This is a genomic window from Enterobacter cloacae complex sp. HYC033_NIDB (genome assembly GCF_056673335.1).
In genome coordinates this window covers 4,303,779-4,316,656 of record NZ_CP115123.1, presented here as the reverse complement: position 1 = coordinate 4,316,656, position 12,878 = coordinate 4,303,779, and the positions used below count along the sequence as shown (strand labels likewise).

At 54.3% G+C, this 12,878-nt stretch carries 13 protein-coding genes; 8 read left to right on the top strand and 5 right to left on the bottom strand.

What is annotated here, in order from left to right; all coding sequences use genetic code 11:
• Window positions 1-7 precede the first annotated feature (7 nt).
• Both tapT and trxC read right to left on the bottom strand, forming a co-directional pair.
• Entirely contained in the window at window positions 8-706 is a 699-nt protein-coding gene (gene tapT / locus O1721_RS20615; protein WP_032649131.1) for a tRNA-uridine aminocarboxypropyltransferase, read from the bottom strand.
• Between the two features lie 70 nt (window positions 707-776).
• Window positions 777-1,196 carry a thioredoxin TrxC gene (trxC, locus tag O1721_RS20610; protein ID WP_032649129.1) on the bottom strand — a complete coding sequence of 140 codons (420 nt, stop codon included), beginning with the start codon at window positions 1,194-1,196 and terminating at the stop codon, window positions 777-779.
• A gap of 204 nt (window positions 1,197-1,400) precedes the next feature.
• Between trxC and O1721_RS20605 the strand changes: the two genes are divergently transcribed.
• Complete coding sequence (locus tag O1721_RS20605; RefSeq protein WP_032649127.1) at window positions 1,401-2,486, top strand: tRNA/rRNA methyltransferase; 1,086 nt, start codon at window positions 1,401-1,403, stop codon at window positions 2,484-2,486.
• Window positions 2,487-2,525: 39 nt separating this feature from the next.
• Here O1721_RS20605 and ung read toward each other — a convergent pair whose 3' ends face one another.
• Window positions 2,526-3,215 (bottom strand): uracil-DNA glycosylase, encoded by a 690-nt coding sequence (gene ung / locus O1721_RS20600; RefSeq protein ID WP_032649124.1) that lies wholly within the window; start codon window positions 3,213-3,215, stop codon window positions 2,526-2,528.
• Window positions 3,216-3,530: 315 nt separating this feature from the next.
• Between ung and grcA the strand changes: the two genes are divergently transcribed.
• Window positions 3,531-3,914 (top strand): autonomous glycyl radical cofactor GrcA, encoded by a 384-nt coding sequence (gene grcA, locus O1721_RS20595; RefSeq protein WP_003860727.1) that lies wholly within the window; start codon window positions 3,531-3,533, stop codon window positions 3,912-3,914.
• A gap of 50 nt (window positions 3,915-3,964) precedes the next feature.
• Here the strand turns inward: grcA and srmB are convergent, their stop codons facing one another.
• Window positions 3,965-5,293, bottom strand: coding sequence for an ATP-dependent RNA helicase SrmB (gene srmB, locus O1721_RS20590; RefSeq protein WP_017383554.1), 1,329 nt, complete (start codon window positions 5,291-5,293; stop codon window positions 3,965-3,967).
• A gap of 132 nt (window positions 5,294-5,425) precedes the next feature.
• Between srmB and trmN the strand changes: the two genes are divergently transcribed.
• A complete protein-coding gene (trmN, locus tag O1721_RS20585; RefSeq protein WP_032649123.1) occupies window positions 5,426-6,163 on the top strand; it encodes a tRNA(1)(Val) (adenine(37)-N(6))-methyltransferase TrmN in 738 nt (245 codons plus the stop codon).
• Here the strand turns inward: trmN and nadB are convergent.
• Window positions 6,148-7,767: an L-aspartate oxidase gene (gene nadB / locus O1721_RS20580; protein WP_032649121.1), complete on the bottom strand. Its 1,620-nt coding sequence runs from the start codon at window positions 7,765-7,767 to the stop codon at window positions 6,148-6,150. The genes trmN and nadB overlap by 16 nt on opposite strands.
• Before the next feature lie 425 nt (window positions 7,768-8,192).
• Here nadB and rpoE point away from each other — a divergent pair, with 425 nt between their 5' ends.
• From rpoE to lepA, 5 genes are all read left to right on the top strand, one after another.
• Window positions 8,193-8,768 carry an RNA polymerase sigma factor RpoE gene (rpoE, locus tag O1721_RS20575; protein WP_006176728.1) on the top strand — a complete coding sequence of 192 codons (576 nt, stop codon included), beginning with the start codon at window positions 8,193-8,195 and terminating at the stop codon, window positions 8,766-8,768.
• 31 nt (window positions 8,769-8,799) lie between these two features.
• Window positions 8,800-9,450: an anti-sigma-E factor RseA gene (gene rseA, locus O1721_RS20570; RefSeq protein WP_015572138.1), complete on the top strand. Its 651-nt coding sequence runs from the start codon at window positions 8,800-8,802 to the stop codon at window positions 9,448-9,450.
• Entirely contained in the window at window positions 9,450-10,403 is a 954-nt protein-coding gene (gene rseB / locus O1721_RS20565) for a sigma-E factor regulatory protein RseB (RefSeq protein WP_003860717.1), read from the top strand. The genes rseA and rseB overlap by 1 nt, the downstream gene beginning before the upstream one ends.
• On the top strand, window positions 10,400-10,876 hold the full coding sequence (gene rseC, locus O1721_RS20560; protein WP_006811609.1) for a SoxR-reducing system protein RseC: 477 nt from the start codon (window positions 10,400-10,402) through the stop codon (window positions 10,874-10,876). The genes rseB and rseC overlap by 4 nt, the downstream gene beginning before the upstream one ends.
• Window positions 10,877-11,061: 185 nt before the next feature.
• Window positions 11,062-12,867 carry a translation elongation factor 4 gene (lepA, locus tag O1721_RS20555; RefSeq protein ID WP_003860714.1) on the top strand — a complete coding sequence of 602 codons (1,806 nt, stop codon included), beginning with the start codon at window positions 11,062-11,064 and terminating at the stop codon, window positions 12,865-12,867.
• Window positions 12,868-12,878: the final 11 nt, after the last annotated feature.

The window sequence follows — 12,878 nt, the reverse complement described above, 5'->3', positions numbered from 1 at the left end:
GATGATTTTAAACGCTTTCTGTCTCTGTTGCTGTGACGCTACCCTTATGAACGGTTTTTCCCGCAAGATAACGTTCACGGAAGCAGGAGAAGTGGGAGCCCAGCGCGCCGGCCGCCTGGGTATCGCCCGCCAGATCCAGTAGCGCAATAGCGACTTCAGCGGTGCAATATTGACCGTCGGCATGCGCTTCACGCAAGCGATAGGCCGAAACGCGCGACAGATCGACGGAAATCACCGGCAGCGCATCAAGGTAAGGGCTTTTGCGAAACATCTTTCTCGCTTCGGTCCAGGTGCCGTCGAGCATAATAAACAGCGGCGGCTTACCGGATGGTGGCGCCGTAAGCACCTGACGTTGTTCGCCTGCATATGATGCCGGGAAAACGACCATGGGCTGATAGTCCGGGCTTGCCACCAGGTCGAGCAGAGCCTGAGGTGGCTCAGTGCGCGACCACTGAAACGCTGCGGTGCTGGGCAGAATATCGGCGATCAAACGCCCCGTGTTGCTGGGCTTCATCGGTTCGGTATCGAACATGACCAGACAAAAGCGGCTTTTCGCCTCGCTCGGTGCAAGCGTTTCGCACAGACACACTTTCAGCGGTAAAAGGCAGCGCTGACAGCGGCGAATACGATTGCCTCGGGCCAGAAAAGGGCGGGTGGCGCGCGCAAGGCGCTCGGCGCGTAATTGAAGTACAGCGTTATCAGTCATGGGCGAAAAGGCAGGAAAAACCCCATTTTCGCAGAGGAGCGAACGGGGCACAAGGTATGCCCCGCGAATGTTACAGGGATTCGTTTAACCAGCTGTCGAAAGGCGCTTTCGGTACTGCACCATTGAGCATGTCGATCACTTCACCATTTTTGAAAATCATAATGGTTGGAATGCTGCGAATGCGAAAACGGGCGCTGAGTTCACGTTCCGCTTCGGTATTCACTTTGACAAAACGCATTTTCCCGCTGCGCTCTTCAGCCACGTCTTCGAAGATGGGCGCAAAGTTACGGCAGGGGCCGCACCACGGTGCCCAGAAATCGACCACAACAGGCAGATCGTCCTTGAGGAGTTTGTCCAGCGTAGCACCCGTCGCGTTAATGACATCGCCATCAAATAATTCGTGGCCACAACGCCCGCATTTCGCACCGTCATCCATCCGGTCGTCCGGAATGCGGTTTACAGCCTGACAGTTGGCACATACGGTATTCATAACTAACCTCTGATAGAGCCGTGGAACAACGGCAGAACGCCGATAATGTTTCTGATATGTTACATATTATCAGTGAGCCTGTATGAAACGACAACGCGTTTTATTCAATGGGAACAATAGTCACAGGCTTTTGTACGAAATTATGGCTATGAGCTTGCACATCGGGTAATCTGCGCGCTTCGCGCAGCGCTGGTGGAGAAAAGCATGAACGACGAAATGAAAAACAAAAGCGGCAAGGTCAAAGTGATGTATGTCCGCAGTGATGATGACTCTGATAAACGCACCCAAAATCCGCGTACCGGAAAAGGTGGCGGGCGTCCGGCGTCTTCTCGTGCAGACGGTGGCCGTCGCCCCGCCCGCGATGACAGAAATAACCGCGGCGATGACCGCAAACGTGATGACCGTAAGCGTGACGATAGCAAACGCGATGATGTTGTCCGTGACGGTGGATCGCCATGGCGTACCGTTTCTCGCGCGCCCGGTGAAGAGGCGACCGAAAAAGCCGATCACGGCGGTATCAGCGGAAAAAGCTTTATCGATCCGGAAGTGCTGCGTCGTCAGCGTGCGGAAGAGACCCGTGTCTACGGTGAGAACGCCTGTCAGGCCCTGTTCCAGAGCCGCCCGGAGTGTATTGTTCGTGCATGGTTTATTCAGAGCGTGACCCCGCGCTTTAAAGAAGCGCTGCGCTGGATGGCGGCGAACCGCAAAGCCTATCACGTGGTTGACGATGCCGAGCTGACAAAAGCGTCCGGGACTGAACACCACGGCGGCGTCTGCTTCCTGATCAAAAAACGTAACGGCACTACCGTGCAGCAGTGGGTCAGCCAGGCGGATGCCGATGACTGCGTGCTGGCGCTGGAAGATGTGGGTAACCCGCATAACCTGGGCGCTATGATGCGTAGCTGCGCGCACTTTGGCGTGAAAGGCGTTCTGTTGCAGGATGCCGCGCTGCTGGAATCCGGTGCGGCGATTCGTACTGCGGAAGGCGGTGCAGAGCATGTTCAGCCGATCACCGGCGACAGCGTGCTGGAAGCCCTGGAGAAATTCCGTAAAGCGGGCTACACCATTGTCACCACCTCAAGCCGTGCCGCTACGCCGCTGTTTAAAGCGACGCTGCCGCGCAAAATGGTGCTGGTGTTAGGTCAGGAGCGTGATGGTCTGTCTGATGCGGCACTCTCCAGCGCTGACCTGAGCGTCTCTATCGACGGCACAGGCAACGTTGAAAGCCTGAACGTATCCGTTGCGACCGGCGTGCTGCTGGCGGAATGGTGGCGTCAGAACAAGGCATAAGCCTTTTATGTGCCGGGCCTGACCCGGCACATTCAAACCCTACTCGCTCTCTGCCGGTAACACAGGCATCCAGTCAATCGGCTTTTCGCCACGCTTTTCCAGCCACTCATTCGTCAGAACAAAATGATTACTGCCAAAGAAACCGCGATGCGCAGACAGCGGCGACGGGTGCGGTGCCTTCAGCACGTGATGACGCTGACGATCGATAATCGCCCCTTTCTTTTGGGCATGCGAACCCCAGAGTAAAAACACGACGCCTTCACGATGCTCATTGATCAGGCTGATAACCTTATCGGTAAAGGTTTCCCATCCCAGACTGGCGTGGGAGTGTGCCTGACCCGCCCGGACAGTTAATACGGTATTCAGCAACAGCACGCCCTGGCGCGCCCAGCTTTCCAGATAACCGTGATTAGGGCGGGTGAAACCAGGAATCGTTACTTCCAGCTCTTTATACATATTCAGCAGAGAAGGGGGGATGGCCACGCCCGGACGCACGGAAAATGCCAGTCCGTGAGCCTGCCCGGGGCCGTGGTACGGATCCTGCCCCAGGATAACCACCTTTACATCACTCAGTTCGGTGTAGCGGAAGGCGTTAAACACATCTTTCTGCGGCGGATAAATTGTCTGGCCGGCCTGCCGTTCAGCCGCAACGGTACTGAGGGTGTTAATAAAATAGGGCTGCTGCTTCTCTTCTGCCAGCACGTCATGCCAGGTTAAAGGTGTTGTCATCTCGCTCTCCTGCGAATCTCATTCTGTGTCTAGCTTACCTGTTAAACCCCAATGAGCAAAATTACCCGCGGAAAAGCAGGCTAAGTGTCTCAATTTATGTTGAAAACCAGGCAGGATAAGTTGAATTGGTAAACCTTTAAAATTGATCTAAAACAAAAAATACAGACCACACTCTTTGTGTGGTTGGTGGTTTTATTGATTTAAATCAATAAATCACCCAGGTCTGAATGTTATATATACACGCAACAAACAATGGTTTTACCAATTGGCCGCAAAAGGCCAGCATCAGTTAATGTAGCCTAAGGGAGGCAACACATGATTACAGGTATCCAGATTACTAAAGCTGCAAATGACGATCTGCTGAACTCTTTCTGGCTGCTGGACAGCGAGAAAAACGAAGCGCGCTGTGTAGTAGCGAAAGCAGGTTTTGCGGAAGACGAAATCGTTCCGGTGAGCAAACTGGGCGAAATTGAATACCGTGAAATTCCAATGCAAGTGCAACCAGAAGTACGCGTGGAAGGCGGTCAGCACCTGAACGTTAACGTCCTGCGTCGCGAAACGCTGATGGATGCCGTTGAGCACCCGGAAAAATACCCGCAGCTGACCATCCGTGTGTCTGGCTATGCGGTGCGTTTCAACTCTCTGACCCCGGAACAGCAGCGCGACGTTATCGCGCGTACCTTTACTGAAAGCCTGTAAAGTTCAGCTTCGGGGGTGGAGTAAAAAGCCGGGAATGTCCCGGCTTTTTTTTACTCTTCAGTTTTTGTCTCTGGCGCAGCAGAACTTGGCTTACGGCGCTTACCAATATTTTTGGTATCGCGGTGGCGCTGTTTAACGCGCGGCTTCTCTTTTTCTTTCTCTTTTCTCTCAGCACGTTTCGCGAGCGCTTTCTTGGACGGTTTACCCGTCATTTTTTCACTCGGCGCACGTGTGGTCGGACGAAGCCCGTCAATCACGCGAGCTTTCAGCGGCTCCTCAACGTAGCGGCCAATTTTCTGTAGCAGCAGATGGTCGTGCGCTTCTACCAGAGAGATAGCAATACCTTTGCGGCCCGCACGGCCGGTACGACCAATACGGTGCAGGTAAGTATCACCGCTGCGCGGCATATCAAAGTTGATTACGTGGCTCACGTCCGGGATGTCGATCCCGCGCGCGGCAACATCGGTGGCAACCAGCACATTCACGCGGCCATCGGTCAGGCGCTTAATCCCTTCGGTTCGCTTAACCTGCGCCATTTCACCTTCGAGATAGCAGTTGTTAATGCCGGCGTTGCGCAGCATTTCTGCCAGCTCATGCACGCGCTCACGTTTGCGTACGAAGACGATGGTACGGGTTGCCTCTTCCTGCTTCAGCAGGTGTTTCAACAACTCAACCTTATGCTCAAGGTTATCTGCGCGGTAGTACCACTGGTGGATCTTCTTACGCTCACGGGTCGATGGCGTAGCGGACACTTCCACCGGATCTTCCAGCAGACGTTCGGCGAAATCTTTAATGGCATCCCCTTCAAGGGTTGCCGAGAACAGCATTGTCTGATTACGCCAGCGCGTTTCACCCGCGATGTGTTCGATATCCTGGGCAAAGCCCATGTCCAGCATGCGGTCAGCTTCATCGAGAATCAGCGTTTCCACCGCGCGGCAGTCGAAGTTCTCTTCTTTTATGTATTGCAGCAGACGGCCCGTCGTCGCGACAACGATATCCTGGTTTTCGCTGAACACTTCGGCGTGGTTCATATACGCTACGCCACCGGTGATGGTCGCGATATCCAGATGGGTGTTCGCCGCCAGCTCACGCGCGTGTTCGGCAACCTGCATCGCCAGTTCACGGGTCGGGGTCAGGATCAAAATGCGCGGCGGGCCTGATTTTTTACGCGGAAAGTCGAGCAAATGCTGCAACACAGGCAGCAAGTAGGCTGCTGTCTTCCCCGTGCCGGTTGGCGCAGAACCGAGCACATCGCGGCCCTCAAGCGCAGGCGGAATGGCCGCGGCCTGAATGGCGGTCGGGCGTGTAAAGCCTTTGCTCTCAAGGGCATTGAGCAGGCTTTCATCGAGTTCAAGTTCGGAAAAAGTCGTTACAGTCATGTTCTACCTCTGTGTGGGGCGCTGATTATAGACGTTACGGCTGTAATCTTCATCTGTTTGTATGGATATCGCTTTTCGACCACTTCGCTTTCCCCTATGCTACTCCAGTTTCACTCAGAAGGTTGCCCTGACATGTCTCAACTCAAAGCGCAGTTGCGCCGCGATGGTTTTACGTTTAAACAGTTTTTTGTGGCGCACGATCGTTGTGCGATGAAAGTCGGTACAGACGGTATTTTACTGGGTGCATGGGCGCCTGTCGCAGGTGTAAAACGCATTCTGGATATTGGTACGGGCAGCGGACTTCAGGCGCTGATGCTGGCGCAGCGAACGGAAGAACACGTCACGATCGACGCCGTTGAGCTTGATCCTCAAGCGTCCCGGCAGGCAAGTGAAAACGCTGCCGACTCTCCGTGGGCAGATCGCATCAGGGTAGAATGCGCCGATGTCCTGACCTGGGCGCCGGAGCAAACCGCGCGTTACGATTTGATTGTCAGCAATCCGCCCTATTTCACGCCAGGCGTGGAATGTGGAACGCCGGAACGCGAGCAGGCACGTTACACCGGCTCGCTCGATCACAAGGCGCTACTGACCAGTGCGGCGGAGCTCATCTCGGAAGAGGGATTTTTCTGCGTGGTCTTGCCTGAAAGCACGGGTAATACCTTCATTGAGATCGCACGGGGGATCGGCTGGAATCTGCGTCTTCGTACCGATATTTCGGATACGGAAGGACGCTTACCGCACCGCGTGTTGCTGGCGCTCTCGCCGAAAGAGGGGGAATGCTTTATCGACAGGATGGTCATTCGTGGGCCAGACCAGCGTTATTCCGAAGATTACACTGCCCTGACCCAGGCCTTTTATCTGTTTATGTGAACCTGCGGCGTCAACACCGACGGGCCGGACATTTCAAGCGGTTCGGGATAGTCCAGCGTATAATGCAGGCCACGGCTCTCTTTGCGCATCATCGCACAGCGCACAATCAGCTCGGCAACCTGCACAAGGTTGCGCAGCTCCAGCAGATTATTAGAAACGCGGAAGTTGGCGTAATATTCATCAATTTCCTGCTGCAACATCATGATGCGGCGTAACGCGCGTTCCAGACGCTTCGTTGTGCGTACAATCCCGACATAATCCCACATGAAAAGCCGCAGCTCGTGCCAGTTATGCTGGATAACCACCAGTTCGTCCGGGTTTTCTACCCGGCTTTCATCCCATGCCAGCAAGTGTGTTGTCGGACGTGCATAGGGCATGCGTTTGGTAATATCTTCCGCAGCCGACCACCCATACACCAGACACTCCAGCAGCGAGTTTGAGGCCATGCGATTCGCACCATGCAGGCCGGTGTAGCTGACCTCGCCGATCGCATACAAACCATCCACGTCGGTACGACCATGATCGTCAACCATCACCCCGCCACAGGTATAGTGTGCGGCAGGTACAATCGGCACCGGATCGCGGGTTAAATCAATACCCAGACTCAGCAGCTTTTCATAAATCATCGGGAAGTGCTGGCGAATAAAGTCTTCCGGTTTATGGCTAATGTCCAGATACATACAGTCGACGCCAAGCCGCTTCATCTCGTGGTCAATGGCGCGGGCCACTATATCCCGCGGGGCAAGTTCACCTCGGGGGTCGAAGTCCGGCATAAATCGGGAACCGTTCGGACGCTTCAGATACGCGCCTTCGCCGCGCAACGCTTCAGTTAACAGGAAGTTACGTGCCTGCGGGTGGAAAAGGGCGGTAGGATGGAACTGATTAAACTCCATATTCGCCACGCGGCAGCCTGCGCGCCAGGCCATGGCGATACCGTCTCCGGAGGCGATATCCGGGTTAGTCGTGTACTGGTAAACCTTGGAGGCGCCGCCAGTCGCCAGCACAACGGCTTTTGCCTGGCAGGTTTCCACCTTCTCTTTATTCCGATTCCACATCCATGCGCCGACAACACGGCGCGTGCCGGGCAGGCCAATCTTATCGGAAATAATCAGGTCGACGGCGTTGCTGCGCTCCAGCACCCGAATATTAGGATGGCTGAGGGCTTTGCTGACCAGCGTGGTTTCAACCGCTTTTCCGGTTGCATCAGCAGCGTGCAGAATACGGCGGTGGCTGTGCCCACCTTCACGGGTCAGGTGATAGCTCTCTTCACCATTAGGCTGAACATGCGTATCAAACAGCACGCCCTGATCGATAAGCCATTGCACGCAGTGGCGGGCATTGCTGGCGACAAACTCTGCCGCATGCTCATCCACGATCCCGGCGCCGGCAATCAGGGTGTCTTCTACGTGCGAGGCTATACTATCCGTTTCATCAAACACGGCGGCAATACCGCCTTGTGCATAGAAGGTGGAACCTTCGCTCATCGGCCCTTTACTCAGCACGATTACGTTCTGATGTTCCGCCAGGCGCAGTGCGAGGGATAGGCCGGCAGCACCGCTGCCGATGATCAGTACATCACAATGAAGTTCAGGCGTCGTGTTCATGATGTTTGTTTAATTTACTAAACATGGTGTGGGGAGAATAGCATTGTGATGCGAGATATCGCACGTTTTTTTTGTTGTGTGTTGCAATGACTAAACGGAAGGCCAGAAGTTAAATCTGCGCTAAATGGCCGGAAATATTTTGCGAAGCAGATCGTTAGCTTCAGATTTTGTGGTGAAATAAAGCCTGTGTTGCGTTACTCTTCTGACGATAAAGTTGATGATTCTTGTCAGAAAGCGGGTGCGTATCGTGAACAGACTTATAATGAGAGAAAATGAACGGTCTGCGGCGCGATGAACAAAAACAAAGGCGTTACGGAACTTATTGAAGAACAGACACTCTAATTCGGTGCTTGCTCAAAGTGCAATGTTGTTAGAGTGGCGTTTCGATAACGCGTGGAATTTGGTTTGGGGAGACATTACCTCGGATGAGCGAGCAGTTAACGGACCAGGTCCTGGTTGAACGGGTCCAGAAGGGAGATCAGAAAGCTTTTAACCTACTGGTGGTGCGCTACCAGCATAAGGTAGCGAGTCTGGTTTCCCGCTATGTACCGTCAGGCGATGTTCCTGATGTGGTGCAAGAGTCTTTTATTAAGGCCTATCGCGCGCTGGATTCATTCCGGGGGGATAGTGCTTTTTATACCTGGCTGTATCGTATTGCAGTCAATACGGCTAAGAATTATTTGGTTGCTCAGGGCCGTCGTCCGCCTTCAAGTGACGTTGACGCTATCGACGCAGAAAACTTCGAAAGTGGCGGCGCGCTGAAAGAAATTTCGAACCCTGAGAACTTAATGTTGTCAGAAGAACTGAGACAAATCGTTTTTCGCACGATCGAGTCGCTCCCGGAAGATTTACGCATGGCAATTACGTTACGGGAGCTGGATGGCCTAAGCTATGAAGAGATAGCCGCCATCATGGATTGTCCGGTCGGCACGGTTCGTTCACGAATTTTCCGTGCGCGAGAAGCCATTGATAATAAAGTTCAACCGCTTATCAGGCGTTGACGATAGCGGGATACTGGAAAAGGTATTAGGCATGCAGAAAGAAAAACTTTCCGCTTTAATGGATGGTGAAACGCTGGATAATGAGCTGCTCGATGAGTTGTCTCATTCTCCCGAAATGCAACAGACCTGGGAGAGCTATCATCTTATCCGCGACTCTCTGCGCGGTGATACCAGCGAGGTTCTCCATTTCGATATCTCAGCACGCGTTATGGCGGCCATTGAGAACGAACCTGTTCATCAGACCACGCCGCTGATTCCTGAAGCGCAGCCTGCACCTCACCAATGGCAGAAAATGCCGTTCTGGCACAAGGTGCGTCCATGGGCCAGCCAGCTCACCCAAATGGGGGTCGCTGCGTGCGTATCGCTTGCAGTTATCGTTGGGGTCCAGCACTATAATACTCAGTCTGAAGCCAATCAGCAGCCTGAAGCGCCAGTGTTCAATACGCTGCCGATGATGGGTAAAGCCAGCCCGGTTAGCCTGGGCGTACCGGCAGATGCCTCCGCAAGCGGCGGACAGCAACAGCAGGTACAGGAGCAGCGCCGTCGCATTAATGCGATGTTGCAGGATTACGAGTTGCAGCGCCGTCTGCACTCCGAGCAGCTTCAGTTTGAGCAGGCCCAAACCCAGCAGGCTGCTGTGCAGGTGCCAGGAAACCAAACTTTAGGAACGCAATCGCAGTAATGAAGCAACTTTGGTTCGCCATGTCTTTGATGGCGGGTAGCCTGTTCTTCTCTGCTAACGCCTCGGCTGATGTTTCATCCGGGGCGTTGTTGCAGCAAATGAACCTGGCCAGCCAGTCACTCAATTACGAGTTGGCATTTATCAGCATCAATAAGCAGGGTGTCGAATCGTTACGCTATCGCCACGCCCGCCTTGATAACCAGCCGCTCGCCCAGCTTTTACAGATGGATGGCCCGCGTCGGGAAGTGGTCCAGCGTGGGAACGAAATCAGCTATTTCGAGCCTGGCCTTGAGCCGTTTACGCTCAATGGTGACTACATCGTTGACTCCCTGCCGTCGCTCATTTACACCGATTTTAAACGTCTCGCCCCCTACTATGATTTTATCTCGGTGGGGCGAACGCGTATTGCCGACAGGCTGTGCGAAGTGATCCGCGTTGTTGCGCGGGATGGGACACGTTACAGCTATATCGTCTGGATTGACGCAGAGACGAAGCTGCCGATGCGCGTTGATCTGCTCGATCGCGACGGTGAGACGCTGGAGCAGTTCCGCGTGATCTCCTTCGATGTGAACAGTCAGGTTGGCAACAGCATGCAGAATCTGGCCAAAGCCAGCCTGCCTCCTTTGCTTTCCGTGCCTGCCGGCGATTCTGTCAATTTTAACTGGGTACCATCCTGGATCCCGCAAGGGTTCAGCGAAGTTTCCAGCAGCCGTCGCCAGCTCCCAACCATCGAAACACCGGTTGAGTCGCGACTCTATTCCGATGGGCTGTTTAGCTTCTCGGTGAATATCAATCGCGCTACGGCGAACAGTTCCGAACAGATGCTCCGTACCGGTCGCCGGACGGTCAGCACGACGGTGCGCGATAATGCGGAAATTACCATTGTCGGTGAATTACCGCCGCCAACGGCAAAACGTATTTCAGACAGCATTAAATTCAGGGCTGCGCAATGATTAAAGAGTGGGCCACGGTCGTATCCTGGCAGGATGGCGTAGCGCTTGTCAGCTGTGACGTTAAAGCATCATGCAGCAGCTGCGCTTCGCGAGCCGGTTGCGGCAGCCGCGTGTTGAATAAGCTGGGGCCGCAAACGTCGCACACTATTGCTGTGCCGAGCGATCAGCCGCTGGTGGCAGGGCAAAAAGTGGAGCTGGGCATCGCTGAAGGTAGCCTGCTCACTTCCGCCATGCTGGTTTACCTTTCTCCGCTGGCAGGTCTGTTCGTGATGGGCGGGGTTTTCCAGATGCTGTTCGGCACAGATTTGGCCGCCATGTGCGGTGCCGCGTTGGGCGGCGTGGGCGGGTTCTGGCTTGCTAAAGGCGTTTCCCCAAGGCTTGCCGCCCGGGAAGCGTGGCAGCCCGTTATCCTCAGCGTTGCACTGGCACCCGACCAACTTCGTGTTGAGACGCTCTCTTCTGAGGCCCGGTAATCTGCCGGGCTTTATTATTATTTACATCGCAATAAAGAAAACGCCGTCTCTTCGCGCTATACCTGGCTCTAAGTGCATTTCCAGCTGACGAGGATGTAGTGTAGAATGCTGCGTTTTCGCACTGAAAAACGTCAGGCTAAGAACAGCGGCCTCCAGGAATTCGTAAGGCATAATTATTTAACTATATGAAGAACATACGTAACTTTTCGATCATTGCTCACATTGACCACGGTAAGTCGACGCTGTCTGACCGTATTATCCAGATTTGCGGTGGCCTGTCTGATCGTGAAATGGCAGCCCAGGTTCTGGACTCCATGGACCTGGAACGCGAACGCGGTATTACCATCAAAGCGCAGAGCGTGACGCTCGACTATAAAGCTTCCGATGGTGAAACCTATCAGCTGAACTTTATCGACACCCCAGGGCACGTTGACTTCTCTTATGAAGTGTCACGCTCGCTGGCGGCCTGCGAAGGCGCGCTGCTGGTGGTGGATGCCGGGCAGGGCGTAGAGGCCCAGACGCTGGCAAACTGCTACACCGCCATGGAAATGGATCTTGAAGTGGTGCCGGTTCTGAATAAAATCGACCTGCCAGCCGCCGATCCTGAGCGCGTAGCGGAAGAGATTGAAGACATCGTCGGTATTGATGCGACCGATGCAGTGCGCTGCTCGGCGAAAACCGGTGTCGGTGTTCCGGACGTACTGGAACGTCTGGTGCGTGATATTCCGCCGCCGGAAGGCGACCCGGATGCGCCGCTACAGGCGCTGATCATCGACTCCTGGTTTGATAACTACCTCGGCGTTGTCTCGCTGGTGCGTATTAAAAACGGCACCATGCGTAAAGGCGACAAAATCAAGGTCATGAGCACCGGCCAGGTCTACAACGCTGACCGTCTGGGCATCTTCACGCCAAAACAGGTTGACCGTACCGAGCTGAAATGCGGCGAAGTGGGCTGGCTGGTCTGTGCCATTAAAGACATCCTCGGCGCGCCGGTGGGTGATACCCTGACCGGTGCACGTAACCCGGCAGATAAAGCGCTGCCAGGCTTCAAAAAGGTGAAACCGCAGGTTTATGCGGGTCTGTTCCCGGTCAGCTCTGACGATTACGAAAACTTCCGCGATGCGCTCGGAAAGCTGAGCCTCAATGATGCCTCCCTGTTCTACGAGCCAGAAAGCTCAACGGCGCTGGGCTTTGGCTTCCGCTGTGGCTTCCTCGGTCTGCTGCACATGGAGATCATTCAGGAACGTCTGGAGCGTGAATACGATCTGGATCTGATCACCACCGCCCCGACGGTTGTCTACGAAGTAGAAACCACATCGAAAGAGGTGATCTACGTCGACAGCCCGTCCAAGCTCCCGCCGCTGAATAATATTCAGGAACTGCGCGAGCCAATCGCAGAGTGTCACATGCTGCTGCCGCAGGAGTTCCTCGGTAACGTGATCACCCTGTGTATTGAGAAGCGTGGCGTGCAGACCAACATGGTTTACCACGGTAACCAGGTGGCGCTGACCTATGAAATTCCGATGGCAGAAGTGGTGCTCGACTTCTTCGACCGTCTGAAGTCTACCTCCCGTGGCTATGCGTCGCTGGACTACAACTTCAAACGCTTCCAGGCCTCGAACATGGTTCGTGTGGACGTGCTGATCAACGGTGAGCGTGTGGATGCGCTGGCGCTGATCACCCACAACGATAACGCACCGTACCGTGGTCGTGAGCTGGTTGAGAAGATGAAAGATCTGATCCCGCGTCAGCAGTTTGACATTGCGATTCAGGCGGCCATTGGTAACCACATCATTGCCCGTTCAACCGTGAAGCAGCTGCGTAAAAACGTTCTGGCTAAGTGCTACGGCGGCGACGTCAGCCGTAAGAAAAAGCTGTTGCAGAAGCAGAAAGAAGGTAAGAAGCGTATGAAGCAGGTCGGTAACGTTGAGCTGCCGCAGGAAGCATTCCTTGCCATCCTTCATGTTGGTAAAGACGGTAACGGTAAATAACCTTAAGGAGT

Coding starts and splice junctions, on each gene's coding strand:
- srmB (WP_017383554.1), bottom strand. CDS start 5,293: ATGACTGTAACGACTTTTTCCGAACTTGAACTCGATGAAAGCCTGCTC.
- lepA (WP_003860714.1), top strand. CDS start 11,062: ATGAAGAACATACGTAACTTTTCGATCATTGCTCACATTGACCACGGT.
- tapT (WP_032649131.1), bottom strand. CDS start 706: ATGACTGATAACGCTGTACTTCAATTACGCGCCGAGCGCCTTGCGCGC.
- trmN (WP_032649123.1), top strand. CDS start 5,426: ATGTCTCAACTCAAAGCGCAGTTGCGCCGCGATGGTTTTACGTTTAAA.
- nadB (WP_032649121.1), bottom strand. CDS start 7,767: ATGAACACGACGCCTGAACTTCATTGTGATGTACTGATCATCGGCAGC.
- rpoE (WP_006176728.1), top strand. CDS start 8,193: ATGAGCGAGCAGTTAACGGACCAGGTCCTGGTTGAACGGGTCCAGAAG.
- rseA (WP_015572138.1), top strand. CDS start 8,800: ATGCAGAAAGAAAAACTTTCCGCTTTAATGGATGGTGAAACGCTGGAT.
- rseB (WP_003860717.1), top strand. CDS start 9,450: ATGAAGCAACTTTGGTTCGCCATGTCTTTGATGGCGGGTAGCCTGTTC.
- trxC (WP_032649129.1), bottom strand. CDS start 1,196: ATGAATACCGTATGTGCCAACTGTCAGGCTGTAAACCGCATTCCGGAC.
- ung (WP_032649124.1), bottom strand. CDS start 3,215: ATGACAACACCTTTAACCTGGCATGACGTGCTGGCAGAAGAGAAGCAG.
- O1721_RS20605 (WP_032649127.1), top strand. CDS start 1,401: ATGAACGACGAAATGAAAAACAAAAGCGGCAAGGTCAAAGTGATGTAT.
- grcA (WP_003860727.1), top strand. CDS start 3,531: ATGATTACAGGTATCCAGATTACTAAAGCTGCAAATGACGATCTGCTG.
- rseC (WP_006811609.1), top strand. CDS start 10,400: ATGATTAAAGAGTGGGCCACGGTCGTATCCTGGCAGGATGGCGTAGCG.